The organism is Peribacillus sp. S4 (genome assembly GCF_046715815.1).
Taxonomy (GTDB): Bacteria; Bacillota; Bacilli; order Bacillales; family DSM-1321; genus Peribacillus; species Peribacillus frigoritolerans.
This window is the reverse complement of record NZ_CP175708.1, coordinates 4,683,789-4,709,279: the sequence shown is the minus strand read 5'-3', so window position 1 is coordinate 4,709,279 and position 25,491 is coordinate 4,683,789. Positions and strand designations below refer to the sequence as shown.

24 protein-coding genes are annotated in these 25,491 nt (G+C 36.3%); 16 read left to right on the top strand and 8 right to left on the bottom strand.

What is annotated here, in order from left to right:
- Window positions 1-50: 50 nt before the first annotated feature.
- The 3 genes from ACJ9PY_RS22450 (at window position 51) to ACJ9PY_RS22440 (ending at window position 2,577) form a co-directional block, all read left to right on the top strand.
- Entirely contained in the window at window positions 51-692 is a 642-nt protein-coding gene (locus ACJ9PY_RS22450; protein WP_063575089.1) for an HAD hydrolase-like protein, read from the top strand.
- A gap of 174 nt (window positions 693-866) precedes the next feature.
- Window positions 867-1,352: an HIT family protein gene (locus ACJ9PY_RS22445; protein ID WP_411739051.1), complete on the top strand. Its 486-nt coding sequence runs from the start codon at window positions 867-869 to the stop codon at window positions 1,350-1,352.
- Between the two features lie 340 nt (window positions 1,353-1,692).
- Window positions 1,693-2,577, top strand: a complete 885-nt coding sequence (locus tag ACJ9PY_RS22440; RefSeq protein WP_411739050.1) for an alpha/beta fold hydrolase — start codon at window positions 1,693-1,695, stop codon at window positions 2,575-2,577.
- Window positions 2,578-2,912: 335 nt separating this feature from the next.
- Here the strand turns inward: ACJ9PY_RS22440 and ACJ9PY_RS22435 are convergent, their stop codons facing one another.
- Window positions 2,913-3,116: an alpha/beta-type small acid-soluble spore protein gene (locus ACJ9PY_RS22435; RefSeq protein WP_034315006.1), complete on the bottom strand. Its 204-nt coding sequence runs from the start codon at window positions 3,114-3,116 to the stop codon at window positions 2,913-2,915.
- A 755-nt stretch (window positions 3,117-3,871) separates the two neighbouring features.
- Between ACJ9PY_RS22435 and ACJ9PY_RS22430 the strand changes: the two genes are divergently transcribed.
- Window positions 3,872-4,270, top strand: a complete 399-nt coding sequence (locus ACJ9PY_RS22430) for a DUF3888 domain-containing protein (RefSeq protein WP_222619971.1) — start codon at window positions 3,872-3,874, stop codon at window positions 4,268-4,270.
- A 141-nt stretch (window positions 4,271-4,411) separates the two neighbouring features.
- Here the strand turns inward: ACJ9PY_RS22430 and ACJ9PY_RS22425 are convergent, their stop codons facing one another.
- The gene (locus ACJ9PY_RS22425; RefSeq protein ID WP_411739049.1) at window positions 4,412-5,644 is read right to left on the bottom strand and encodes an IS110 family transposase; all 1,233 of its coding nucleotides are present in this window, start codon (window positions 5,642-5,644) and stop codon (window positions 4,412-4,414) included.
- Window positions 5,645-6,219: 575 nt separating this feature from the next.
- On the opposite strand from ACJ9PY_RS22425, the gene ACJ9PY_RS22420 reads away from it, so the two are divergent.
- Window positions 6,220-7,389, top strand: coding sequence for a serine hydrolase domain-containing protein (locus ACJ9PY_RS22420; RefSeq protein WP_411739048.1), 1,170 nt, complete (start codon window positions 6,220-6,222; stop codon window positions 7,387-7,389).
- Between the two features lie 508 nt (window positions 7,390-7,897).
- Here the strand turns inward: ACJ9PY_RS22420 and ACJ9PY_RS22415 are convergent.
- Together ACJ9PY_RS22415 and ACJ9PY_RS22410 are read right to left on the bottom strand one after the other, a co-directional pair.
- Entirely contained in the window at window positions 7,898-8,572 is a 675-nt protein-coding gene (locus ACJ9PY_RS22415) for a DUF2642 domain-containing protein (RefSeq protein ID WP_411739047.1), read from the bottom strand.
- 34 nt (window positions 8,573-8,606) lie between these two features.
- Window positions 8,607-9,953, bottom strand: a complete 1,347-nt coding sequence (locus ACJ9PY_RS22410) for an arsenic transporter (protein ID WP_106027972.1) — start codon at window positions 9,951-9,953, stop codon at window positions 8,607-8,609.
- Between the two features lie 467 nt (window positions 9,954-10,420).
- On the opposite strand from ACJ9PY_RS22410, the gene ACJ9PY_RS22405 reads away from it, so the two are divergent.
- On the top strand, window positions 10,421-11,245 hold the full coding sequence (locus tag ACJ9PY_RS22405) for an MBL fold metallo-hydrolase (protein ID WP_411739046.1): 825 nt from the start codon (window positions 10,421-10,423) through the stop codon (window positions 11,243-11,245).
- A 217-nt stretch (window positions 11,246-11,462) separates the two neighbouring features.
- Here the strand turns inward: ACJ9PY_RS22405 and ACJ9PY_RS22400 are convergent, their stop codons facing one another.
- Complete coding sequence (locus ACJ9PY_RS22400) at window positions 11,463-12,713, bottom strand: MFS transporter (protein WP_268565256.1); 1,251 nt, start codon at window positions 12,711-12,713, stop codon at window positions 11,463-11,465.
- Between the two features lie 194 nt (window positions 12,714-12,907).
- Between ACJ9PY_RS22400 and ACJ9PY_RS22395 the strand changes: the two genes are divergently transcribed.
- Complete coding sequence (locus tag ACJ9PY_RS22395; RefSeq protein WP_187050084.1) at window positions 12,908-13,762, top strand: LysR family transcriptional regulator; 855 nt, start codon at window positions 12,908-12,910, stop codon at window positions 13,760-13,762.
- Between the two features lie 22 nt (window positions 13,763-13,784).
- Here the strand turns inward: ACJ9PY_RS22395 and ACJ9PY_RS22390 are convergent, their stop codons facing one another.
- Window positions 13,785-13,955 carry a hypothetical protein gene (locus ACJ9PY_RS22390; protein WP_187050083.1) on the bottom strand — a complete coding sequence of 57 codons (171 nt, stop codon included), beginning with the start codon at window positions 13,953-13,955 and terminating at the stop codon, window positions 13,785-13,787.
- Window positions 13,956-14,040: 85 nt separating this feature from the next.
- Here ACJ9PY_RS22390 and ACJ9PY_RS22385 point away from each other — a divergent pair, with 85 nt between their 5' ends.
- From ACJ9PY_RS22385 to ACJ9PY_RS22375, 3 genes are all read left to right on the top strand, one after another.
- On the top strand, window positions 14,041-14,265 hold the full coding sequence (locus ACJ9PY_RS22385; RefSeq protein WP_411739045.1) for a hypothetical protein: 225 nt from the start codon (window positions 14,041-14,043) through the stop codon (window positions 14,263-14,265).
- 181 nt (window positions 14,266-14,446) lie between these two features.
- On the top strand, window positions 14,447-14,656 hold the full coding sequence (locus ACJ9PY_RS22380) for a hypothetical protein (protein WP_034304456.1): 210 nt from the start codon (window positions 14,447-14,449) through the stop codon (window positions 14,654-14,656).
- Between the two features lie 468 nt (window positions 14,657-15,124).
- On the top strand, window positions 15,125-15,922 hold the full coding sequence (locus ACJ9PY_RS22375) for a fumarylacetoacetate hydrolase family protein (RefSeq protein WP_034304454.1): 798 nt from the start codon (window positions 15,125-15,127) through the stop codon (window positions 15,920-15,922).
- 516 nt (window positions 15,923-16,438) lie between these two features.
- Here ACJ9PY_RS22375 and ACJ9PY_RS22370 read toward each other — a convergent pair.
- On the bottom strand, window positions 16,439-17,575 hold the full coding sequence (locus ACJ9PY_RS22370; protein ID WP_411739044.1) for a hypothetical protein: 1,137 nt from the start codon (window positions 17,573-17,575) through the stop codon (window positions 16,439-16,441).
- A 121-nt stretch (window positions 17,576-17,696) separates the two neighbouring features.
- Window positions 17,697-18,965, bottom strand: a complete 1,269-nt coding sequence (locus tag ACJ9PY_RS22365) for an S-adenosylmethionine decarboxylase related protein (protein WP_411739043.1) — start codon at window positions 18,963-18,965, stop codon at window positions 17,697-17,699.
- A gap of 228 nt (window positions 18,966-19,193) precedes the next feature.
- On the opposite strand from ACJ9PY_RS22365, the gene speD reads away from it, so the two are divergent.
- From speD to ACJ9PY_RS22335, 6 genes are all read left to right on the top strand, one after another.
- Entirely contained in the window at window positions 19,194-20,507 is a 1,314-nt protein-coding gene (speD, locus tag ACJ9PY_RS22360) for an adenosylmethionine decarboxylase (RefSeq protein ID WP_411739042.1), read from the top strand.
- A gap of 390 nt (window positions 20,508-20,897) precedes the next feature.
- Entirely contained in the window at window positions 20,898-21,461 is a 564-nt protein-coding gene (locus tag ACJ9PY_RS22355) for a hypothetical protein (protein ID WP_283929355.1), read from the top strand.
- Between the two features lie 70 nt (window positions 21,462-21,531).
- A complete protein-coding gene (locus ACJ9PY_RS22350; protein WP_411739041.1) occupies window positions 21,532-22,902 on the top strand; it encodes a DUF2642 domain-containing protein in 1,371 nt (456 codons plus the stop codon).
- Between the two features lie 36 nt (window positions 22,903-22,938).
- Window positions 22,939-23,070 (top strand): hypothetical protein, encoded by a 132-nt coding sequence (locus tag ACJ9PY_RS22345; RefSeq protein ID WP_255294714.1) that lies wholly within the window; start codon window positions 22,939-22,941, stop codon window positions 23,068-23,070.
- Window positions 23,063-24,418 carry an arsenic transporter gene (locus tag ACJ9PY_RS22340; RefSeq protein ID WP_098866352.1) on the top strand — a complete coding sequence of 452 codons (1,356 nt, stop codon included), beginning with the start codon at window positions 23,063-23,065 and terminating at the stop codon, window positions 24,416-24,418. Before ACJ9PY_RS22345 ends, ACJ9PY_RS22340 begins: the two co-directional genes overlap by 8 nt.
- A gap of 15 nt (window positions 24,419-24,433) precedes the next feature.
- A complete protein-coding gene (locus tag ACJ9PY_RS22335; RefSeq protein ID WP_098866351.1) occupies window positions 24,434-25,102 on the top strand; it encodes a DUF2642 domain-containing protein in 669 nt (222 codons plus the stop codon).
- The last annotated feature ends 389 nt before the right edge of the window (window positions 25,103-25,491 follow it).

Genomic DNA, 25,491 nt, shown 5'->3' with positions numbered 1-25,491 from the left:
AGCGCTTTTTAAAAATGTTTTAATGAGAGATAATTTGAGGGGGAATTTCAATGAGTAAAGCAATCATTTTTGATATGGATGGAACCTTATTTCAAACAAATTTAATTTTAGAACCTGCCCTAGAAGCAACATTTGAAGTACTACGAAAAGAAAATTTATGGGATAAAAAAACACCGATTGAACAATATAGGGGAATTATGGGTGTGCCACTACCGGTTGTATGGGAAACACTTTGCCCAAACCACTCACTAGAAATACGAGTAAAGAGCAATGAGATTTTTCATAAAAAGCTTATAGAACTAATCCAAGCACAAAAAGGTGCATTATATGCTGGTGTGGAAAGCACATTAAATGAGTTAAGTAAAAAGTATCCCTTATTTATTGCCAGCAATGGTCAGATAGAATATTTACAAACAATTGTAGAAACTTATAATTTGGATAGGTTTATTCAAGATACATATAGTATCCAACTAATTAAATCTGGGAATAAATCAGATTTAGTGCAAATGGTGAAAAATAAAAATCAAATTGGAAAAGGTTACGTTGTCGGAGACCGGTCTTCGGATATATCTGCTGCTAAGGATAATGAACTTATTGCCGTTGGTGTGAACTTTGACTTTGCCCAAGAAGATGAATTAAAACAAGCAGATTTTGTAGTGAATAACTTCAAAGAAATCTTAGAGTTAGTTTAAATTCTAAAAGGCCGCCAATTGGCGGCCTTTTGAAAAACGTTTCTTAGTATTATCATACTTTCATATTCAAGTGAAAAACTACCTTTAATGAACTAACGGGGGCAGGATAGCTCAACAAGGGTTTGTTTATTTTTATCTTTTTAAGAGAGATAATTTTATATATTGGAGGGAATTATGAGGGGAATTACTTTGTCTAATGGAAAAACAGTTGAAGTCGAATGTTTAAGTTGTGCTTTAACAAGTGGGGAAACAGAGCCGGATGGTGGTGTAATAGTCGAAACTGAATATTTTCATGCTCACCAAGACGTGGCATATCCCATTAAAGGTTTAGTAATTTTAGCCTCTAAGCGCCATATTAAGTGCTTTGACGAGTTAAATGACTTAGAAAAGGTTGATTACATAAACTTATTATCTAAGATTAGAAAAGCTCAAAGGGAAGTATTAGGGATAGAACATGTTTATTACTTTTATAATGAAGATACTACCCACCATTTTCATACTTGGATGGTTCCTCGATATGAATGGATGTACGATTTTGGACGTTCGGTAGAATCCGTTAGACCAGTTTTGCTCCATGCAAGAAACAAATTGAATAATGATGAAAATGTAAAAAGTGTAATTGATGGAATTAAGGCTTTAAAAAAAGAACTATACACTTAATCCTTCCTTGTCCCACTAACAGTTGCTTTACATCGATAAGAGAGTTGCTTTGGCAGCTCTTTTTCTTATGGCACTAACGGGGCAGGATTGAATAACGTTCAATTTATCAAAAGAAGGTTGTTATCTGATATTCAACACATTTTCTAGAAATAGGTACTGTGGTTATATCGTTTATTACTTCAATTTAAGCATTTTTTATAACGTTACGTCATAGTCTAAAGTAAGAATAGAAGGAGGTTTGTATATTTACGAAAAAAAAGATGGATCATTTTAGTTATTGTTTCTTTGGCTATATTCATACTATTGTACATAATCAGGTCTTTTCAAAGATGATGGTTCAATGAGTGGTTTCGTTACAAATGAAGGTAAGCAAGAATACATAAATTCTTATCATGAGGCAATGAGCTATTTACCACAACCTGTTGAGTCAAAAATGCTCAATACCGATTTTGGTAAAGTGAAGCTATACAAATTTCAAGAAGAGGAAACACCAGACAAAACACCGTTATTGTTACTTCCTGGAAAGGGGTCTGCTACACCAATGTGGGAAGCAAATCTCAATGACTTCTTTAAACACCGTCCGGTTTACACAATTGATTTAATAGGTGAGCCAGGGTTAAGTATAGAAACAAAACGTATCAAAACTAATATGGATCAAGCTATTTGGTTAAAACAAGTGCTGGAACAATTACCAGAAGAGGAAATCAACTTATTAGGATTGTCATTTGGTGGATGGAGTGCGGCAAATTTAGCAATTAAGCACCCAGAAAAAATTCAAACACTCATATTAGTAGAACCAGTTTATGTTTTTGGTCCTATTCCACTAAAAATGATTCTAGTTTCGATTCCAGCTTCCGTACCAGCAGTGCCAAAATCAATAAGGGAAAGAATGCTTAGTTATATCTCTGGTGGTGCTAAAATTGATGAAAGTGAGCCGGCTGCCAAATTGATTGAAACAGGAATGCGAACATTCAAAAGTAAATTGCCAATGCCAGAAAAGGTTAAAACTGAACATTTGAAGAAACTTAAGATGCCAGTGCTCGGAATTTTGGGTGGTCAATCGACTATGCATCATTCCGAAAAGTCGTTTCAAATCGGTTTAGAAACTTTAAGAAATCCATACAGTAATATGGTGTTATTTGAAGACGCCTCTCATGCTATCAATGGGGAGTACCCTGAAAAGTTGTTACAAACGATTGAAGACTTTCTAAAACAAATTGAATAAGGGGTAGGACCACGGTATTTAGTTCCAGGCATCTCATGATAATATAGTCATCGACACAAATGTGAATTGGTGATTATCGTGAGAACTTTGGTAGTTCATTAAGAATTACTAAAAATAATCAAACTATTTTATAAAAATTGTATCTGAATCATAAGGAAAGAATTCATTTATTCAATATTTTTTCACAAAATGGATTCTTGTTTTTACACTAATATGTGGTTTCAAGAGGGGATTTTGGTCAATCTTGATTTCAAAACTACACATAGACGACTTACTTGGAGAATTATAAATAGGGATAGTCCAATCACTATCCCTAACAATACATATGATTTCGATTAACGAGTTCTTCCGCCTAATTGTTGTTCAGCCATTTGCACTAAACGTTTTGTAATTTCTCCACCAACAGATCCGTTTGCACGAGATGTTGTATCAGCGCCAAGTGTAACACCGAATTCACTAGCGATTTCGTATTTCATTTGTTCTAGAGCTTGCTCTGCACCATTAACTACTAATTGATTATTGTTGTTATTTCTAGCCATGTTGTCAGCTCCTATGAATATAATGTGTTGCTGGTCATAGGTTTTGATATTGTTAAGAGTTATATACATAGATTTCAAAATAAATTAAGGCAATGATTAATTGAAATTAATACCATCTGTGGATTTAGAAGAGAGAGCAGAGGAAAACATTGAAGTCACCGGGTCGCAAGGAAGGGTTTCAAAAGCGATTATGAAAACAAATGATTTGCAACATCTTCGCTCAGGGTTAAGAGTCAAATGTGAAAAGGATGTAAATCCATCAGTAAGACGGACGTGCTAAAGCTTTGCGGTTTGGTTGCGTACATATATGGAATTTCCTACAAGGGTTGTTGTATATCTAAAAACGGATTATCAACTTAAAACGAGAGATACAAGAGAACTGGCAAGTGCTACTTTTTTTTTGCACCTTATGATAAAACTGTTGAACCATACATAAGAATTGCAACAGGTGATTATGAAGAATCAGTTTCAGAAAGAGGAAAAAATGATGCTTTATGGGCAATTTTAAGCAGCATGGCTCATGAGATAATCCATTATCAACAATGGCTAGAAGATAAGGAAATGGATGAGAAAGAAGCAGAAAACGGAAGCGAAGAATTATTAGATAGTTACTATCGATTTTTGTGATTTGATTTTCTTGTTGAACAAACAGATGCGTTAGCTGCAGATCGGAGCTGTCTATAAGGCAGCTTTTTCTTTATTCACTATCTGGGGAAAATAATTGAATAAAACTTAACAGTTCTTAGGAAACTAAAATGGGTGATGAAATGAAAAATTTCGCAGTAATGCTTTTGATAGCAATATTCTTAATAAGCTCTAATAAGCCAGTTTATTCTAAAACAATAAATGAAGCTGATACGGAACTTTGTGAAACACTTAAATATGCACTTATAAATAGTCTTAGACAACCAGTAGATAAAGCAATTGCTGAAATATATAAAAATGATAAAGATGCACCAAGTAATCTTACTTGGGCTTCGTATGACACAGAAATAATCAAAATTAAGCAACTGTACGGAGTTGGTGGAGGATATGAGATAACTCTAAAAGTCCACCCTTATTATGATGCTCATAATAGTTATGGAATAGATGAGGTTGTTGTAGATACAAGGGGTGAGTTAATAAATTATAAGCACATAAAAACATATCCTTGAACTTCAACTAACGGATGCGGTCTTCATTAAGAAGGATCGCTTTTTTGTATGAAAACACAATAGTAAAAAAGCCATGCTAAAATAAACCCTCCATATTCTCATTTTTTTGATGGGGGTAAATGTACTATGTTGTTATTTAAGTTATGCAGTTTGTTGTTCAGATGGAGCGATTGTATAGCCTTTCTTTTTTAGGTATTCGATCATTTTTAATTCTTTGTTATTTTGTTTTTCTTCAAGGTAATTTGAGCCTAGTTCATGATAAGGTTCTCCTGTTTTTAAGATGTTGTAAGTAATCGTTAATAGTAAATGGGCAGATGCGATTCGTCCCTTCATTTTCCCCTGTCGTTTAGTAATCCTTTTTCGATGTGAAGCAATTCGATTATTTTGCCTTGATGTTGCTAATACACATTCTACGGCCATTGTTTTTAAAGCTTTATTTCCTTGTGTGGTTTTACTCGTTTTTTTTTTACCAGCACTTTCGTAATTTCCAGGACTCACACCAGCCCAAGAGGCAAGATGTTTAGCTGACTTAAATACGGACATATCAACACCCATCTCCGCAATAAAAGTGGCTGCGGCAGCTTTGTTCACACCAGGTATACCATCCAATAATTCTACTTCCTTACGATAGGGGGACAGGAGTTGATCGATTTGTTTTTCCAATTCTTCTATGGTTTGTTCTAAATAACCCATATGATCCCAATGGTAACGCAACATATCACGATGATGACGGCGAATACGACCATTAATTGCACTGGCAATGTCAGTTATACTTGCTTTTGTTCGCCAATCCACCATTTTTCGAAGACCATCGGTCTCTATTTTTTCACCATTTAGAATCGCTTCAAGGATACGACGTCCCGATAAACCAAAAATGTCTGATAGAACGGATGTTAGCTTGATATTAGCATCTTGAAGGATTTTGTGAATGCGATTCTGCTCTGATGTGCGATGATGAATCAATTTTTTTCGATAACGAGTAAGATCTCGTAAATCACGAATATCCTCTGGTGGGACAAAATTGTTTTCAATAAGTCCGCATCTTAGAAGCTTGGCAAGCCATTCGGCATCTTTCACATCAGTTTTACGCCCTGGAACATTTTTGACATGTCTGGCATTGGCAAGAACAAGGTGAAAAGAACCTTCGAGTATATTCCATATTGGTTTCCAGTAGACTCCGGTACTTTCCATCACAACATCGGATACCTGAAGGGTAGCGAGCCAATCACTTAAAGCCAAGAGTCCTGTTGTTGTAGTTGAAAAAGTTTCAATAGAGGTCTTTGGCTTTTTATCTAATGGACCAAATAATACACAGGCTACTACAGTTTCTTGGTGTACATCTAGGCCAGCACACCGTTCAATCATTGCTTCCATAGGAGAAATCACCTCAAAAAAGATTAACAATACATATGACAGGGGATTTGTTACAAAAATTTTTGTATACGTACTAGCAGTACACTAAATGGTTCTTCCATACTGTCACAACCAGTTTCTTATACAGGGTATCTTCCTTAAGATCCACCAAAAAAAGTTCAGCCTGGTTGTATTGTTATTTTCAATTATTGTCAAGGGGTTAATGGGTTAGACTCTATTTTGAATTTAGATTTTCGTAGTAGATGGTGGCGGCGGAGCGCCGCCATAGGAGTTTCTTATGGAACTAACGGGGCAGGATAGTTCATCAAACATATTGTATTCGAACTATACAATAAATACTAAACAATGAGAATAGAAAAATGATATTTAAATCTAATTATTTGGTTTTATGGTAAAATTATGTAAAAGAAACGGAGCAATTCCATATAAAAAAAGAACATTGAAAATCAATATGAGAATGATGAGTATCAAGACGAAGACGAGGATAGTCATTTTAAGCAAAGTATAGCTGTGTGATTCATATGGAACAACAAGCAACCACCCATACAATATTAATAGAAAGAGAGGAATGCCTTATGAAAATACGTAGTCAATTTACATTTGCAAGTCTTGCCCTATTAATAACGGGAAGTTCCCTGCTATACACATCGCAACCCTCAATTGCAAAAGTAGAGCCTACTCAAAATGTATCTAGTTCGTTACAAACAAGCACTCAACGAGGTCATAATTCCGTCAAGCAAGCAATGCGGGATACATTGCAACTTGGATTCCCAGGGATACTTGCTAAAACTTCCGATGATGGAAAAACGTGGGGTCATGCCGCTGGGGTAGCGAATCTGAGCACCAAGAAACCAATGAAAACAGATTTTCGTTTTCGCATTGGCAGCGTGACGAAGACGTTCACGGCAACGGTTGTACTTCAATTAGCTGGAGAGAACCGCTTGAGTCTAGACGACTCCATCGAAAAATGGTTGCCTGGTGTCATTCAAGGAAACGGATATAATGATAAACTGATTACCATCCGGCAGATATTGAACCATACAAGTGGTATCGCTGAATACTCAAGGTCAAAAGACACTGATTTTATGGATACAAAAAAATCGTATGCGGCTGAAGAACTAGTGAAGATGGGGATTTCACTGCCCCCAGACTTTGACCCAGGAAAGGGCTGGTCCTATTCAAACACAGGATACGTATTACTGGGTATTCTTATTGAAAAAGTAACCGGAAACAGCTACGCGGAAGAGATTGAAAATCGGATTATTGAACCGCTTGAATTGTCGGAGACATTCCTACCTGGAAATTCAAGCGTTATTCCAGGCACCAAGCACGCTCGGGGATATTCCCAACCAGACGAAGCAAGTGAGATAAAAGACGTTACCTATTATAACCCAAGTGCAGGTAGCTCGGCTGGAGATATGATTTCTACTGCTGACGACTTAAATAAATTCTTCTCTTCCTTGCTTGGTGGCAAATTACTGAAGGAACAGCAACTAAAACAAATGCTTACTACAGTTCCTACAGGAAGAGCAGGAATTGATGGATATGGTCTTGGAATATTTGAAACCAAGCTTCCAAACGGTGTCTCGATATGGGGACACACAGGTGGCATTCTAGGGTTTTCTACTATTGCTGGAGGTACACTTGGAGGCAAGCATACGTTGGTCGTCAGTTTGAACAGTTTGGGTAGGGATAACAGTCCTAATCCTTTTAAAAATATTTTACTTGCTGAATTTAGCAAGTAGGCAAAAATAAAAATACACCTCATCAACCATAGTGGTAAGCTTTGTTATTGACCTAACGGTTGCGTTAACTGAAGATCAGAGCTGTCTTTAAGGCAGCTTTTTGTTATGGAACTATCGGGGGCGAGCTTAGTTGAAGAATAAATGCATAAATATTTAAATACAAGGGATTTTCAAAAGTTATTTTATTGGGTGTGCCAATTAAGATTGACTTAATTAATTTAGGGGAGATAATACATGGGAATAGAACTACAAAATTTTTTCTACCTTAAACAAAATTCAACCAAACAACATATAATAACAATATGTGGTACCCCATAAAGAAGATCGTGACTCAAACGTCACGATCCAACAAACAATTATAGAAGTAATTGAGTAATCCATCCTCGTCAGCAAAAACAGGGTGGATTATTCTTTTTGTATATATTGTTTGCTCATGTGAACATCACCTACCTACTTATTCTTGTATAAAGATGAGTTTATTAAGTTCCTTATCAATTACATAAGGTATTTACGGTAATTGTATTGTTTTGATATGCTCTAAATTCCGATAAACCGTTTCCCCTTCAGCTGTTATCAGCATCATTTTGTTATTTCGAACCTTTTGGAGTAAGCCTATTTTTTCAGTATGGTCTCCACCATCAATAATCACTAGTTGATTTTCCAATCTTTTCAACTGTTCATAAAAGGATCTGGATAAAGGAGTGGATATAGGCAGAAGGGGTAGATTTTCCTTGTTTAAAGAATACGGTATTGTATTAGGAGAATACGGAATTAGCCACTTAACATGATTCATCGAAATAAACATTGTTTTGTACACTGGGGAGTGAAAGACAAAATAGTCGTTCATAATGCTGGTTATATAACCATGAATGGATTTATTCCCTGTGACGTAAACTTTGACAAACAAACCTTTAGCAATAGTTAATACTTTACGAAACGAAATGGTATCAGCTTCAATTGGTTTTTCTGAAGGAGGGTTAAAAGAGGTATATTCTTCATCTAAACTGGCTTTTTTCCATCTTTGAACATGAACAAATGGAATGTAGAGGAATGAATTTGTCCTGCCATCGTTTAAAACAATGATGTCCAACCCAGCATCTATTAGGATTCCCTTGCGAAATTCTCCTCCGGAAATTTCCACCTCGATATATTTTCCCATTAAATCTTCAAAATCAGAAAGCATATTTATTCTCCTTTTTCCTCATATTGCTTTATCCTTAAAGTGCTCCACCAAAGAGCCAAGAAACCCAATAATATAAAACCACTAATGTGAATAATACAGTAGGCGGTATAACGACAGCTGTTACTTTTATATATTCCCACCATGTGATTCTTACTTTTCCACGCTTTACAATGTGCATCCACATCAGCGTAGCCAACGTTCCCATTGGAAGTAGTAAGGAACCCATGTCGCTGCCAATAACGTTTGCCAGATAGGCGATTTTCAAGGAGAGTAAATCTAGATTCATTTCCGTTAACGTTAGGGTTCCAATCATGAGTGCAGGGTGATTATTAAAAATATTTGAGAGTACTGATAGAAGTACACCCATCATCACACTTGCATTGAGCAGGCTTCCAGAAACCATTGGACGCATAAATTGAATCAACCAGTCTGTTAGACCGATATTATTTAGACCGTAAATAATCACATACATACTAAAAGCGAACACGATAATATACCACGGCGTTTTTTTCAGCATATCGGTTGGAGGTATTTTTAAATAAGCCCATCTCCATCCTAAAAGGACCAGAGAGCCAATTACAGCCATAAGAGAAACTGGAATGGAAAGAAACGAAGCTACAAATAGACTGACACGGACTGCAAATACAAACAGCAGGACGTTTCGCATAAACCTTGTACGTTCCTTCTCTGAACCATGTTTCATAGGACTTGGCTTAAGTGGATGGTAAGAAGGGTGTGACCGCCCAGTAATCTTAGTAGGAACGGTTTTCGGTAAGACTTTTTTGAAGCGAAGGAACAAGAGCCAAGCCAGCAGTAGTAAACCAAGCGTGGCAGGAACAAACATCATCGCCGTATGCATATACAAGCTCATATGCACGATTTTTAGAGCGATCAGATTGACAATGTTACTTACACCTATTGGAGCACTCGAAGCAGTCGCAATTAAGGCTCCAGACAGCAAATACGGAATTTTTTGATGGTTTTTTAAGCCCATGTTGTTTAATAACATGACTAGAATTGGGGTTGTAATTAAGATACTTCCATCGTTATTGAAAAAGAGTGTCATGAGAAAACATAAAAGATTGACATACCAGAATAATCTGATGCCAGACCCATTTGCTTTTTCCGCAAGCTTCTCTGCCACCCAGTTAAAGAATCCAAAACTCTCTAAGACAATCGCCATTACAATCGTTGCCATAATAGTTATCGCAGCACCGCTTATCGTTTCTGCAATTAAACCCAGGTCTGATAGAGAAACACTTCCACTGAGTATGACAATAATCGCACCTATCGTGGCAGGTATAGCTTCATTAATGCCTCTAGGCCTCCAAAGAATCAATCCGAGGGTAACCAAAAAAGATAAAACGGTTATCCAAACCATCGGTTGCATATTTTTCTCCTTCTTTCTAGCTAGTTTTCATGATGTTTTCATGAGACGACCTAACCCGTTTATTGAGCAAGTCCACTCTTGTCCCCCCCTTACATCTATCCCTCCTGTGATGTTGTACTGTATTTTATGTATCACGTTTAAGAAAGGCTTTAGGTTTGTACCCGTTTTTCCGAAAAATCCTCTAGAGTCTAAAAAACAACGATTCAAGTAATTACACATGTCAAGATAGAAGAACATGCCTAATTACAAGAATTAACCCTTATTATTAAATTGAAGCTGTTTACTCTTTGTTCAACAATTGGGCCAGATTGTTGAATAAATGACCATTAAAGAATTTGTATTTTTTTTATATATAACTCAAACATAAAGGAAGTGGAATTGAGCATTAAATTAAATTTTTATCATATTTATATATAATAATTAATGTTAAGATTTTGTATATATGGGGGAAAAAGGTTATGGTTAATTATATTTGTGAGACATGTGGAGTCCAATATGAAAGCTCTAAAAAAGTACCTAATCAATGTTTGATTTGCGGGGAAGAAAGACAATATGTTAGTCCTAAAGGGCAAACATGGACAACATTAGAAATGATGAAAAAAGATGGAATATTTAAAAATTCTATTAATCTTGACGAAGAGGGGTTATATAGCATAAATACTATTCCGAATTTTGGAATCGGACAAACTGCTTATCTAATAAAAGATAAGAATTTTAATTTATTATGGGACTGTATTACATATATTGATCAAGATACGATTACGCAAATTGAAGATTTAGGTGGAATTGATGCTATAGCGTTATCTCACCCTCACTATTTCTCTAGTCAAGTGGAATGGGCCGAAGCTTTTGACGCTCCGATTTATATTCATGAGGATGAAAAAGACTGGGTAACGAGGCCAAGCGAAAAAATCATTTTCTGGTCTGGAGAATCGCTTGAATTACAGCAAGGTGTCATACTTCAGAGAATTGGTGGACATTTTAAAGGCGGCACCGTTTTAGAATGGAAAAACGGATTCAGCCAGAACGGAATATTACTGACTGGGGATATCATTCGGATTGTTGCTGATCGCCAATGGGTAAGTTTTATGTATAGTTATCCAAACTTCATCCCAATGCCCAGTGTAACAGTAGAAAGAATCGCAAATCGGGTTAATGAATTTAAGTTTGGTCGGTTATATGACGCTTTTCACCGAGTAATTAAAGAAGAAGCCCATAACCAAGTTCAAAAATCTGCAACTAGGTACGTTAAAGCACTAAATGGAACGTTGTTTACTACATAAAGCCTGATCGTTTTTAAAATGTTTTATCAAAGGTCCTGTGTTGATGCACAGGATTTTTTTGTTCATCAATCAGCTGCATTCTTGAATAAGGTTCGCTTTCCTTAATGAACTAACAGGTGCGTTAGCTGATTAAGGAACACAAAAATGATCAATCTTATTAATAGTATAAGGGCATGTTTTGATTAATCTTTTTTCAAAACATGCCCTTTCTATTTATTCATTTATCAAGGTTGTTTGTATTAATTTGATCAAACTTTGTGGTGATCCCATGATCCATTCTTTTTTTTATTTTTACTCTGTATAAATTAATCGCTCCCAAAGCTACAGATATTCCGGCCAAATATAGAGCATGTTGATAACTGTTCAATAGATTAACGACTAAACCGAATAAAGAGGGTGCTATGACAATGAATAATTGATTTAATGTCAATGCTGAACTCACCGTTAAACCTATAAAACGTGAATCCGATTGCTCTGTGATACAAGCAATAAAAATGGAATACCAACCAATGGCTACAAAACCCAAAAGAAAACAAAATAATAGCATCAAGATTTCCATTTCAACAGTCAGGATGAGTGGCAGCATCACTGTAAGAATTACGGTAACAGCCATCACAATAAGCAATAATCTTTCCCTTTTACCTTCAAAGAATTGATCACTCGCCCATGCGATGACTACCCGTCCAACCATACCGCCTATTAAAACGACGCTTAAATATTTTCCTGCCTCTGTTAATGCATAGCCCCCTTCGTTATGCAAATAACTCATAAAATGCCCAATGATAATCATCTGTAATGACATCATTACAACACCCACTATATACATCGGATATAATTCTTTATTATTCTTGATGACACTCATTTTCTCCTTGAACCCGACCGAGGTTGATCCCGTTTTACCCGTTCTTTCTGGTTCGTTATATAATATTAGGAAAAGCAGCCCTCCCATTATTGCTACGATCCCTTGTACTATATGTACTGATGACAAATTGAAATGATAATATGTATAGGATAAAACTACAGAGGCTAGAGATCCTCCAAGCGGTATTCCCGTCTGTCTTATCCCTAGAGCCAGACCTCTATGTTCGTTTGGAAACCATTTTACGATGGCCGTGCTTCCACCGGTTTGAGCACTTCCGTACCATATACCGACCAACAATAATAAAAGCAGCAATACAATATAATCATTAACAAAAACTAGCGTTAAAGCTGAGAGGCCCAATAAAATGGTCCCCCACCCGATAATGTGTTTTTCCCCTTTTTTATCCATCAAGTAACCGAAAGCCAGCATTGAAAACATCGGACCAATATTGACCGCTGAAACAATGAAGCCTGTTTGAAGTGGTGTTAAATTCCATTCAATTTGATAAAATGCAGCGATGGGTCCCATGCCATATGTCACAAAGGTTGCTGCAGTTTGGGATAACGTGGCCACCAATACGATTAACCATTTATAATATGTATGCATTAAGAAATTCTCCCCCTATGCTTGATGTATCGTTCAATAATAATTCGGTGGGATAAATTCTTATTTTTAGCTTCTAGCATTATCTAGTCTCCCTTACTTATTAACTAACTAGAGTTTACTCTGACTGCCCAGAAGCGTAAAATGGAGGAAAATGATAGGGTTCATAAATTTTTTTTATAGGGTGTGCCAACTATATGAACATCAAAGAAATAGCATTGAAAATTGAAATATTAAACCGTCAAAATTTAAGTAAGTCTGCAGAAATCACGAACTATACTCAATCCGCCCTTACGGCTAAAGTGAAAAAAATAGAGTCGGAAATTGGAAAACTTGTTTTTAAACGCACGCCCCAAGGATTGAAAATCACTAGCGTAGGAATACAGTATAAAAACTATCTTCAACTTATTTCACAAGAGTACGAAGAATTTTTACAAAACATTGGTGCCATTCAAACTAACTCTAAAGTGGATTTTGGCACATCACATACAACCTTGAAAATCTATGGTGCCCATATCGCGAATACTTTGAATATGAAGAACGACATTCAAATGGATGTGGATTTCACCGTAGATTCCAGTAATGCCATAAACCAAAAAGTGCACAATTCTGAATTAGATTGTGCACTCATTAGTGAACCTATTAAGAAATATCCCGACTTAACTTATGACATCGTTGCATCCGAAACATTCGAGATCATTTCAAGTAAGGACCATATCATCAATTTTGATTGGAAAACACCTATTACATTGCTCGTATTGAGTATAGGTTGTATGTATACAAGAGCTGTGACCGAATGGCTTATGAATAATCAAATACCATATAAATTAAAGGAAATAAAATCAATCAGCAGTATCCAAGATTTTTTGCAAATCAGTAATACCATTGCAGTATTGAATACTAAGCTTATAGATTTATATAACTATACAAACATTCACTTTTACAAATTAAGCTTTAACAATGTCATTAATACCGTTTTCGTTTATAAGATGAACGACGGCGAACAGAACAATATCGTACAAGTCAAAAATATTCTGAAGACGATTGGTTAATTACAAAAAAGAGGTTTTATCTTTAGAGTTGCTTTTTGGCAGCTCTTTTTCTAGTGGTTTGTTCGTTTTTCTCTCCCCATAATTCAGTTCCTTCATAAAAATATACAGCTTCCCAATGTTCGCTTTCTCCTGTAAATTGATAATTATACTCAGTCATTTCCTCCGAATTAGTATCTTTTTTAGTGGTTTCCAAATTAGTGGTATCCGAATTAAAATCCTTGTTAATGCTTCATTCTAGCAAAGATAGCTATGAACTTGTATTAAAATATAAGGGGGCTTTGAAAGAGTTATCTTCCATGAAAAACCTGGAATATACTTATGAAACAACCACTTCAAGCGGAACTGAAACTGAGGCATACAAAGAACCACCTAGTGAAAAAGTATTTACAATTAGAGGTGGATCAGAAAATGGGGCAATAATAGGTGAAGGTGAAGTTATAAAAGTAAATGTAAAATGGGATGGTTCTGAAGAGTCATTTCAATTGCATAATAAGGCTAAGTGATTTTGTTGAACTAACGGGTGCATTTCCAGGAGCTGTTCAGCAGCTCCTTTTCTTATTCAACAAACGAGTTGTTTGATTGAGTGCCGGCTCATGTTATAATGAATAACTTACGAAAATTACTATTTTGAACGGATGCCTAGAAAAGCCTCCGCATAGCGATAAAATATGGAGGTGTAAGAGAATGAATAAACAATGGACGATTGGTCAAATTAAAGAATTTGTTGAGAAGAATTCGGAAAGTAAGTTGCTGACGACGGAATATCACGGTTTTTCTCAAAAGTTACTATTTAAATGTACATGTGGAAGCAACTTTGAAAAGACATTTAAGAAATTTAAAAATAATAACCAACGTAAATGTGATGTGTGTCAACCGCCTAAAGCGACTCGTTAACGTATGCAAAGAAACGAAGTGCTGAATTTCTATTAAAGAGAAGTTGGCACTTTTTCTTATGGCACTAACAAGGCAGGTTGGCTGAAAAGGGACGAATTACCAGTACAAAAGTTTTGATATTTTGAGATAATCAATAAGCAATAAGTCTTTAATAGACTGGATTTGTTTAGAAAATATTATACAAGTTTGGGTGTAAACATTTCATGGGGAATGTACTACTGGGGCTGCCAATCGGAATATGTATTGCAGCCTATATAAGGCAATGCACAGATAAAATTATAAAAAATGATAGGTTCCATAAAATACATAGTTAAATAATTTCTTATTGAACTAAAGGTCGGTTTAGTAGAAGATGGAGTCGCGACGAGAGCTCTTTTTTCCCGTAAAAGAACAGGCATGTTATAGTATAGTAGAACCGGATTTTATAATATCTGTGGTAATCTTAATCATCAAAGGAGTTTATTCATAATGCATGTGCTACAAAAAACACAAAAAATAGTTCGCTATCAGAATCAACAGGGCAATATACATTACGGTATTGTTGAGGATGACATGATATTACAACTGTCTAGCAGTTTTGCTGAACTTGTCAACAAGGAAATAAAGTATGACGGGGTCGAGCTGAAATATAGTGACGTGAAAATCTTGGAACCTGTAAAACCTTCGAAAGTGGTTAATTTCGGCTGGACATATGCAGGTCATGCGAAGGAAACGGGTGGAGAGGCAAACCTTGTTGAACCATTCCTATTTTTAAAGCCATTATCTTCGCTTATTGCAGACAAGGAGAATATTATCCTTCCTCCAAACGAGCTATCCAATCAAGTGGAACTTGAAGGGGAAGTGGCCCTTGTCATTGGAAAGCGCGGAAAAAACATTAAAGAAGAAGATGCGCTTGATTATGTATTCGGCTGCACGATATTTAATGACGTGACAGCAAGAGATCTTACAAAAAAAGATCCACAGTTTACGCGGGGCAAAGGATTTGATACATTCGGACCTTTGGGACCATGCATCGTTACCGGGGTAGATCCTACAAACTTAAGGATTGTGACCACTTTAAACGGCCGCGTCGTCCAAGACGGAAATACTAATGAAATGTCTCTAAGCATTCCATTTTTGATCAGCTGGCTTTCACAGGTAATGACACTTGAGCCCGGTGATATTTTGGCCACGGGTTCACCATCTGGCAGCTGCATGATCAAGTCGGGTGATGAAGTCGTTGTTGAAGTCGAGAATATCGGTCGGTTATGTAATGGTGTCCAGTAGGATTTGCTGGAATTCTTAATACGTTAAAAAAGATCAGAGCTGCCTTTAAGGCAGCTCTTTCTTTAATTAAGGACATAATGGATGATAATTTGTTGAGTATTTAAATGGATGAGGTACGATCAGTCTTTTCAGTGTAGTAATCATAAATGGTATGTAAATATTTTTTAGTTAACATGGCTTGTTATACGAATAAAATTTAATATGTTTTTACGCCTGAAGCATTCGTTGAAATCACTAATTCAATGTATTATCCCAACCAAACCAAAATAGAAATCTGTTATTAAACTACCATTAAAATAAACATCCCTCCCTCCAAAAAATGACAACGCCAAAGAAGAACCACGGGTGTTAATTGAATAACGAAAGAGCTGTCTTGATTGACAGCTCCTAACTTCAAAAATGTCGTGGGCGTAATGCGATTGGGCGATACCCTCCAAAAGAAAGACATCGCCAGGCTAAAAGGTTAAAACCACATTTACACAAAAATATTTATATCCCATGGTTCTCTTTTTGATGCTATCTTTTTTTCGGGCCTTTTTTCCCTTTGGGGCCCTTGCCATGTTTCCCATCACCGGTTCCCGCTGAATCTCCTCCATCATGAGGACCTGCATCGCCTTTAGGTTCCGAAAGCTTTTCGGTTTGCACTGACTCGGTGGAGGCTGTGCCATCTTTCGGTCCTTTTTTCCCTTTGGCGCCTTTGTCCTTTTGCACGTCACCAGTTCCCGCTGAATCTCCTCCATCATGAGGACCTTTATCGTCTTTAGGTTCAGAGAGCTCCTCGGTTTGCACTGACTCGGTGGAGGCTGTGCCATCTTTCGGTCCTTTTTTCCCTTTTTTCCCTTTGGCGCCTTTGTCCTTTTTCACGTCACCGGTTCCCGCTGAATCTCCTCCATCATGAGGAACTTTATCGCCTTTAGGTTCAGAGAGCTCCTCGGTTTGGACTGACTCGGTGGAGGCTGTGCCATCTTTCGGCCCTTTTTTCCCTTTTTTCCCTTTGGCGCCTTTGTCCTTTTTCACGTCACCGGTTCCCGCTGAATCTCCTCCATCATGAGGACCTTTATCACCTTTAAGTTCAGAGAGCTCCTGGGTTTGGACTGACTCGGTGGAGGCTGTGCCATCTTTCGGTCCTTTTTTCCCTTTGGCGCCTTTGTCCTTTTTCACGTCACCGGTTCCCGCTGAATCTCCTCCATCATGAGGACCTTTATCACCTTTAGGTTCAGAGAGCTCCTCGGTTTGCACTGACTCGGTGGAGGCTGTACTATCTTTCGGTCCTTTTTTCCCTTTGGCGCCTTTGTCCTTTTTCACGTCACCGGTTCCCGCTGAATCTCCTCCATCATGAGGACCTTTATCGCCTTTAGGTTCAGAGAGCTCCTCGGTTTGCACTGACTCGGTGGAGGCTGTGCCATCTTTCGGTCCTTTTTTCCCTTTTTTCCCTTTGGCGCCTTTGCCATGCTTCCCCTCACCGGCTCCCGCTGAGTCTCCTCCTTCATTTGGACCTTTATCGCCTTTAGGTTCTGAGAGCTCCTCGGTTTGTACTGACTCGGTGGAGGCTGTACTATCTTTCGGTCCTTTTTTTTCTTTGACGTTTTTTCCTTCTGTTACATCTTGAGTTGCAGGCACTGGCTGATCTTTTTTATTAGATTTTTTCTTCATTTTTTCACCATCTTATTAAATTTATTTTCTTGTTTAACTTATGAAAAAAATCCGAAACTTGATTAGACTCCAACACATTTATTTTTGCTAAGATTTTTGATCCTTATCTAAAAGAGTAATTTCAGTCGCGAAACTTCCTCATCCTATTTAGTAAACAACCATCTGTATTTTCATTTTCTCCTGTCACAAAATCCGTCATGTAATAGGTCAAATATTGAGCATAATGATTGTTTGTAGTTAACAATAACTCGTCCACATAATACACACCGTTAGGTATTTGGTCCAGCAAAAGGACGGTTAATGAAGCATAGATACCGCACGCCACCTGAAAATAAGTCGCATTGGTTTTATATTCTGAAAACACCACATCATTGCTTAATATATTGTACATATATCGCTCCTTGTCTTTAAACACAAGAAGCACCCCCACCAAGTCTTCCCCTTCCATTGGCGCCTCAAGCGGATCAAGAACCCTCATTTCATGGTTCCATAATTCATCAACGTCATCCAGATGGGAACGGATCAATTCAGTGGTATGTTTATTTACTTTATATAAAAAGCCACCTTCCAAATCATACAACTGACATAACGTATATACTTCTTCATGAGGCATCAAACAACCATAAAACTGGTTTCCGCCTAAATTCACTTTGAATTCAAGGTTATAAACTTGCTCGTATAAGAAGAGAGGTGTGTGGTGCTGAATAAACATCGGGTAGCTCATAATCGCTTCATCAAGGAAGCATTCTGGTGACCAGGTTGTGTAGATGACGTTCTTTTTTGCCAATTTCTTATCTTTAAAAAAAGAAGTGTCTTGTTCAATAATATAGCAGGCAATTGGGGATTCTTGGGCATATTTGTTGAGAAGCTCTATCGCCATCCATTGAACGACTCCTGGATTCATCCCGGAGCAAACGATAGCGGACGTATTGGTGAAACCTTTTTTGAATTTTTCAAAGTATCTAATTCTCTCAATCAAAGGGAATCCCGCATACAAATCTTCATTTTCGTCAATCATAGTGTTCTCCAAGGCAGAATTAACATATTTCACACCGAGCTCATTGCAGCATTTTAGCATCTCCACTGTGTCAGCATAGGAAAGATCAACCACAATATCTGTTTTTGTATTGTCCAGATGTTTTTTAAATGTCATCGTATCCATTAAATCAAATTCGTGTAGCAAAAGCTTATTGACTAAATTAGGGAAAAGATTATGGTAATACTCTAGTTCTTTTTGTTTCACATCGATTAAGTGTATTTTGTCATTAAAAATGGTATCGTAAATCGGGTCTTTTTTATCAAGTATCGATTTATTTAATATAGCGAGTAATGACTTTGCCACACCGCCAGCGCTTCCGACAATGGAGATCACTGTATTTTTGGCCTTCATATTCATATCTCGTCCAAATCCTTTTTTATATAACTTATGTAAAACCAATACGAAATGATATGGACAGGTTCCATAACACTCCAAAATGATTAGTAACCATTTTATGGAAATGGTACAAGCCATTTATCTTATTGAACATAAAATAGCTATACAAGCATGGTAGGAAACAGTTCCTCTCTATCATAAACTGTATAACTCCATACATTACCTATAAAGGAAGTGGAATAGTTGGATTCATATGGACAGCATTTCATTATAGATGCTAAGGAATGCAAGGCGGAAATTCTAAATGATGCGAAGTTGTTGGAAAAATTATTAACTAAATCGGTGTCTGATTTAGGAATGGAGATTTTAAATACTCATTTCCATTCATTTTTGCCTTACGGGGTAACGGGTGCCATCATTCTCTCAACTTCACATTTTTCGATTCATACATGGCCGGAACACCGTTATGCAGCTTTGGATTTATATACGTGCGGAAATCAGGAATTATGGCCAGTATTAGAAGAGCTTCTTATCGAAATGAAAGCGGGTTCCGCTTGTGTTTATGAACTTTCACGCGGACATGAATCAAAAAGTGAACCTGCCATTAAAGATCTTATTTTCACTTATGATGGCAGTAAAAAGAAAGATAGTGAAAGGATTGTAGAATTACGGGATGATCGCGGAAATGCTTATGATAGTATACAGTTAAAGGAACTTGTGGAAGGACAACATAATATTCTTTATCATGGTTCCAGTCAATTTCAAGATATTACTTTAGTTGAGGCCAATGACTTGCGGTTATATTTAGATCAAGAGTTACAATTTTCTTCATTGGATGAAAGACATTATCATGAAGCATTAGTATTCCCTGCGATGGAGATGGCTTCTGATCATGAACGAGTTCTCATATTAGGAGGTGGAGATGGACTTGCTTTACGGGAAGTTCTTAAATATCCCAACGTAAAACATGTCGATCTTGTTGATATTGATCCTCAGGTGATTGAACTTGCAAAGACAAATCCAAAATTAATAACTCAAAATAATCGTTCTCTATTGGACGAAAGGGTAAATATTCATTTTGAAGATGCAAAGAAATTTATTTTAAGGGAATTGCAGCCCTACAACGTAATAATTATTGATTTTCCAGATCCCGTTGACCCAGTCATTAGCTCATTATATACAATTGAATTGTTTAGTCAAACAGCAAAAATATTATCCAAACAAGGTGTGTTAGTTTGTCAGTCCAATTCACCGGAAGATACACCAACAGTATTTTGGAGTATTGGTAAAACTATTAATAAGGCCGGTCTTAATACACTTGAATACAATGTTATTGTTCCCTCTTTTGGCTTATGGGGATTTCATTTAGCAGCACATTTCAAGCTTCCAAGAAATATTCCGAGTATTTCTGTCCAACATCAAGCTCTGACTTCAGATATGTCGAATTTGTTCACTATTCCTTCATCAATTAAGGAGCAGCGGGGAAAAGCAGTTATGAATGGCATCAAAAATCTAAACTTACACAAGTTGTATAAAAATGAAATAGAAAAATGGTGACAAAACACCAGGTTTTTAGAGTCCATAAAAACACTTTTTAGTGCTGCTTAAAATGACTCCGGTTATGCGCCGGGGTCTTTTTTTTGTAATTCTCTGGGTACATTCGCAGCGATCCACTCTCTTTACCCTCTTGTATTCAATATACTTCAGCTATTTTAAAGGCGTCCTTGCTTCGAATAAAGTGCTTTTTTAACTATCCATTATTCTGGACATAGAGTTCATTCAGTATTTTCCGTCATGTAACCCCAGGAAATTCAAAAGGTTAGTGTATATACACATTTTTGATGGATTTCAGTGTTATGGATAGAAGTTGGACATTTACCACGACACAATGTCATTCCATGACACATATACATACAGGGTAAATGATTATATAGGAGGCGCAACATTATGAATAAGGAATGGTTAACTAATTTGGTTGGGAAAGTTCTAAAGGTAGATAGAGGAGGGCCTGAATCTCGGACAGGATTATTATTAGGGGTATATGATGACCACTTATCGATTTTAACTGAACAAGAAGGTGTTATCTACTATAAAACCGACCATATAAAAAGTATTACCGAGAATGTAAAGAAGGGGTTCCAATTTCAATTGGAAATTCCCGAAGATTTTACTTTTAAAACAGCTGCAACTTTTAAAGGCTTATTAGATGACCTTAGAAATCAATGGGTAAATATTAACCGAGGCGGTCCTGAGAAGCTTGAAGGCGTACTTCATGATATTAATGATGAATTTGTAACGTTAATACTAAACGAAGAAGTTATTCGCCTGTCAATGTTCCATATCCGCAGTATCAGTTACGGGGCAAGAGTAGAGAAACAAAAAGAAGATGAAAAATCGGATAAAAATAAAAATAATAAAGACGATGGAAAATCGGAAAAAAATAAAGATAATAAAGACGATGGAAAATCGGAAAAAAATAAAGATAATAAAGCTGAAGAAAAAGAAAAATAGTATATCCCATAAATGATGTGTCGCTTCTGAACAGAAGCGACCATCCAACTAATAAGGGGGGACTCATCAGATGAAAAAACAAAATTTTCAAGAGGCACTTCATTCACTGATAGGTTTTAATGTAAGTATCATTTCCGATGATAAAACCGTTCATGATGGGGTGGTACTGGATGTGAAAAGTGACTTTATTGTCATTCAAATGAATCCAGATAAACCATGTTATTTTAACTTAAATCAGGTGTATGCCTTATCAAAAAACACCAAAGAATTCCAGGCCCAAATACTTGACCAAGAACCAACACAAAAACAAAGTTTTACAGAATTAATAAATGAACTCAAAGGTAATTGGGTGACAGTAAAAAGGGATAATAATTTAACCTTTGATGGATTTTTAAGTACCGTAACTAATAATTATATCGTTTTAATAAATAAGGATAAGCAACTTTATGTCCAATTATCAAATATACTTTATATTTTCAAAGGGATAGATAATAAGGAATCATCTGAGAACAAACAGCAGGAAAATAAAGACGAAAAAACTGAAAGTAAACAGGCAGAAGGAGATCAAGCTAAGGAAAGTGATTCCAAGCTGATGGAAGACGCTGAAGTTAATTCCAAAGAGAAGGAAGAGCCGGTTGAAGAGAAACAAGAACAGGCCATTTTAACTATTGGAAAAGAAGAACAACCCTTATCAACTGAAATAAGTGCACTTCCGGAAGTTTTATCTGTCGTGAAAGAAGAGCCGGTTGAAGAGAAACAAGAACAGGCCATTTTAACTATTGGAAAAGAAGGACCAGCTTCACCAACTGAAAGAAGTACTCATGCAGAAGTTTTATCTGATGTAAGAGAAGAACCGACTGTTCAATCTTCAGTAAATGAAGTGAACAAAAATCAATCCAATGTAAAGAAAAGTACTAATAAATATAAGAAACAAAAATCCACTGAAAAAAAGAAAAAAAGTAAGAAGGAAAAAGCTTCAGAAACTAATCCTGAAATAAGTGCACACCCGGAAGTTTTATCTAACGTGAGAGAAGAACCCACCTTTCAATCTACAGTAAATGAAGTGAACAAAGATCAGTCCAATGTAATAAAAAAAAGTGCGGATAAAAATAAGAAACAAAAATCCCGTGAAAAAAAGAAAAAAGAAGGTAAGAAGGAAAACCCTTCAGTAACTAATAATAAAGATAGACATGACGAAATCCAAGAAAACCTGACTGAAGTATTCAGGGAATCAAACCCTCAAGAAATGAACGATCAATCCGCGAAGAAAAATGATTTAAAAGAAAAAAGAAAACTGATAGATAAGAAGTGTTACGAATTAATGAAGTCCACTGAAAAAATGAATACAGACAACGGAAATCAAAAAAACGAATATTATTCATTAACGAAATTTGCTGAAAGAATGCAGGGGAAATTGAAGGCAAAACGGTTAAAGCCTTAAGATACAATTCAAGGCTAATTGAAAGGAGGACATGGAATGATGATTTTGTTTTTTTCTGTTATTGGGGGAGTCTTCTATTCTTTTTTTGTAAAACCTCAAAATCAAACCACTCCTGATACCGTAAGAATTACACCATCCAAAAACAAGGCGGCGGAGGTAAATGCTTAGTTCACAAATTGTCTTGATGACAATAATTTTTACTTTAACAATTATTCTCATGTTATGGAGACCATTTGGGATTAACGAAACGATACCTACTACAATAGGTGCCTTGACTGTATTAGTTGCAGGCATTGTTCCTTGGATGGATGTTTTAAATATATTTGATATTATCAGGGGCGCTTCTTTAACCATATTATCCACCATTATGATGTCTATTGTACTTGAGAGCATTGGTTTTTTTAGGTGGATTGCTTTGAATATCATCATCCGGTCTAAGGGTTCAGGGGTTAGATTATACGTTTACACTAATCTCCTATGTTTTTTCATGACCATGTTTTTCAATAACGATGGAAGTATCCTTATCACAACACCTATCATTATTCACATTGTAACGTTACTAAAGATTAAACCTCACCAAAAAATCCCCTTTCTAATATCAGGAGCTCTAATTGCAACGGCAGCGAGTGCCCCAATAGCAGTAAGCAATATTTCCAATTTGATTGCACTAAAAATTGTAGGACTGAGCCTTAATAGTTATATCAATATGATGTTTGTTCCTTCAATGATAGGGATTTTAACCATCGGGTTATTACTTTATCTCTATTTTAAGAAGGACCTTCCAAGGAAAATTCCCAGTGTACCTGTAAAATGGGATAATACCTTTTCACGCTATGTACAAACTCATCCACTCGATGTAAAACAACAATCCGAAGATAATGATTGGAAATTGTTTAAAATGAGTTTTGCAATCGTCATTTTAACTCGGGCGAGCTTCTTCGCACTTACACCATTTGGGGTTCCCTTGGAATTGATCGGTATGGTGGGAGCGTTCCTTTTAATAATACTGAGATGGTATAAAACCAAAACTGGTCTTAGCGATATTGTAAAGAAAACACCGTGGCATGTTCTTTTATTTGCTTTCAATATGTACGTGCTGGTATATGGTTTGAAGAATGTTGGCTTGAATGATTATATCGTCAGCAATTTAAAACCCTTAATAATGGACAGCCCATTCAACGCTACCATGATCATGGGCATATTATTAACGATCCTATCCAATTTATTTAACAATCTTCCTGCAGTCATGATAGGGACTTTGTCGATAACAGAGATGGGATTGGATCCTCACCTTGTACAAATTGCTTATCTTGCTAACGTGATTGGAAGCGATATAGGTGCTTTGTTAACGCCTGTTGGAACGCTGGCTACATTAATTTGGATGTATATATTGAAGAAACACTCCATCAATATCTCCTGGGGAAAGTATCTTAGGGTTACCTTTTTGATAATCCCTATAGGGTTAATCGTAAGTTTAATCTCGCTGTATTTTTGGACCACTTGGTTATTAAAGTAGGAAGGAGGGGTGATTATGAATAAAATCTTACAAAATCTCAGAGGAAAAACAATTAAAATAGAAATTTCCGGAAAAAAAATCTTTTTCGGTACACTGGTTGATACTGGTATTGATGTAGTGGTCATCTTTAATGGACAGGACTTTGTGTATCTTCCAATAATTCATATTCAAAATTGCAAAGTAAATACTACGGAAAACGAGGAGATTTTCCTTCCTGTAGATTCACCTGGAATTGAATCTGAGGAAGAATTATCACTACGAAAAACTCTTTTATCCGCGAAAGGGATGTTCACGGAAGTATACGTGACTGGTAACCAGCCGTTACATGGTTATATAACAAGGGTGATGAATAATTACTTTGAATTCTATTCACCAGTTTACAAGACTATGTATATACCTTTAAATCATTTAAAGTGGATTATCCCATATACGGACAATCAAACTCCTTATGGTTTAAGTAACAAGGATCTTCCTGTACATCCATCAAAACATTCAATGGCAAGAACCTTTGACGTACAAATGGAAAAACTGATCGGTAGCTTAATTATTTTTAATATAGGAGAAAATTCCAATTTAATTGGACAAATTAATAAGTTAGAAGATAATTTTGTTGAACTTATTACGGCTAGGGAGGAACCTGTATATTTAAATCTTCATCATATTAAAACAGTTCACCTACCCTGAATGAAAGGCAGCAAATATGCTGCCTTTTGTTTTTTCTTCTCTAAAGTGTGAACAAGGTGAGAGAACTTTAAGAAAAACCCACATCTTACATATGAATATTTTTGTGAAAAATAGGTATTTTGAGAGTTGGAAACCATAATGCAGAGAGCAAAAGTTTAGGAATTTTTTAATGATTAACTTTCTGCATTTAGCTGTCGCTTTCTGAGAAAGAACACCTGAAGCCACCCCTTAAAATTCATATTGAAAAACTGATAGAGCCGCTCAAATGGTTGCGAATTTTTAAAAATTTCGAACTGTCATCTTGAAGAAGATGATAACTGAGAAGGGAGAAGGGAAAAATAAAAACGTTTTTCACGATCTGTCTTTAAGGTGTTTTTATCTTATTGAAC

Bases quoted from the DNA above. Each gene is read 5' to 3' on its own strand.
- ACJ9PY_RS22450 (WP_063575089.1), top strand. From the start codon at position 51: ATGAGTAAAGCAATCATTTTTGATATGGATGGAACCTTATTTCAAACA.
- ACJ9PY_RS22445 (WP_411739051.1), top strand. From the start codon at position 867: ATGAGGGGAATTACTTTGTCTAATGGAAAAACAGTTGAAGTCGAATGT.
- ACJ9PY_RS22440 (WP_411739050.1), top strand. From the start codon at position 1,693: ATGAGTGGTTTCGTTACAAATGAAGGTAAGCAAGAATACATAAATTCT.
- ACJ9PY_RS22435 (WP_034315006.1), bottom strand. From the start codon at position 3,116: ATGGCTAGAAATAACAACAATAATCAATTAGTAGTTAATGGTGCAGAG.
- ACJ9PY_RS22430 (WP_222619971.1), top strand. From the start codon at position 3,872: ATGGGTGATGAAATGAAAAATTTCGCAGTAATGCTTTTGATAGCAATA.
- ACJ9PY_RS22425 (WP_411739049.1), bottom strand. From the start codon at position 5,644: ATGGAAGCAATGATTGAACGGTGTGCTGGCCTAGATGTACACCAAGAA.
- ACJ9PY_RS22420 (WP_411739048.1), top strand. From the start codon at position 6,220: ATGAAAATACGTAGTCAATTTACATTTGCAAGTCTTGCCCTATTAATA.
- ACJ9PY_RS22415 (WP_411739047.1), bottom strand. From the start codon at position 8,572: ATGCTTTCTGATTTTGAAGATTTAATGGGAAAATATATCGAGGTGGAA.
- ACJ9PY_RS22410 (WP_106027972.1), bottom strand. From the start codon at position 9,953: ATGGTTTGGATAACCGTTTTATCTTTTTTGGTTACCCTCGGATTGATT.
- ACJ9PY_RS22405 (WP_411739046.1), top strand. From the start codon at position 10,421: ATGGTTAATTATATTTGTGAGACATGTGGAGTCCAATATGAAAGCTCT.
- ACJ9PY_RS22400 (WP_268565256.1), bottom strand. From the start codon at position 12,713: ATGCATACATATTATAAATGGTTAATCGTATTGGTGGCCACGTTATCC.
- ACJ9PY_RS22395 (WP_187050084.1), top strand. From the start codon at position 12,908: ATGAACATCAAAGAAATAGCATTGAAAATTGAAATATTAAACCGTCAA.
- ACJ9PY_RS22380 (WP_034304456.1), top strand. From the start codon at position 14,447: ATGAATAAACAATGGACGATTGGTCAAATTAAAGAATTTGTTGAGAAG.
- ACJ9PY_RS22375 (WP_034304454.1), top strand. From the start codon at position 15,125: ATGCATGTGCTACAAAAAACACAAAAAATAGTTCGCTATCAGAATCAA.
- ACJ9PY_RS22370 (WP_411739044.1), bottom strand. From the start codon at position 17,575: ATGAAGAAAAAATCTAATAAAAAAGATCAGCCAGTGCCTGCAACTCAA.
- ACJ9PY_RS22365 (WP_411739043.1), bottom strand. From the start codon at position 18,965: ATGAAGGCCAAAAATACAGTGATCTCCATTGTCGGAAGCGCTGGCGGT.
- ACJ9PY_RS22355 (WP_283929355.1), top strand. From the start codon at position 20,898: ATGAATAAGGAATGGTTAACTAATTTGGTTGGGAAAGTTCTAAAGGTA.
- ACJ9PY_RS22350 (WP_411739041.1), top strand. From the start codon at position 21,532: ATGAAAAAACAAAATTTTCAAGAGGCACTTCATTCACTGATAGGTTTT.
- ACJ9PY_RS22345 (WP_255294714.1), top strand. From the start codon at position 22,939: ATGATGATTTTGTTTTTTTCTGTTATTGGGGGAGTCTTCTATTCTTTT.
- ACJ9PY_RS22340 (WP_098866352.1), top strand. From the start codon at position 23,063: ATGCTTAGTTCACAAATTGTCTTGATGACAATAATTTTTACTTTAACA.
- ACJ9PY_RS22335 (WP_098866351.1), top strand. From the start codon at position 24,434: ATGAATAAAATCTTACAAAATCTCAGAGGAAAAACAATTAAAATAGAA.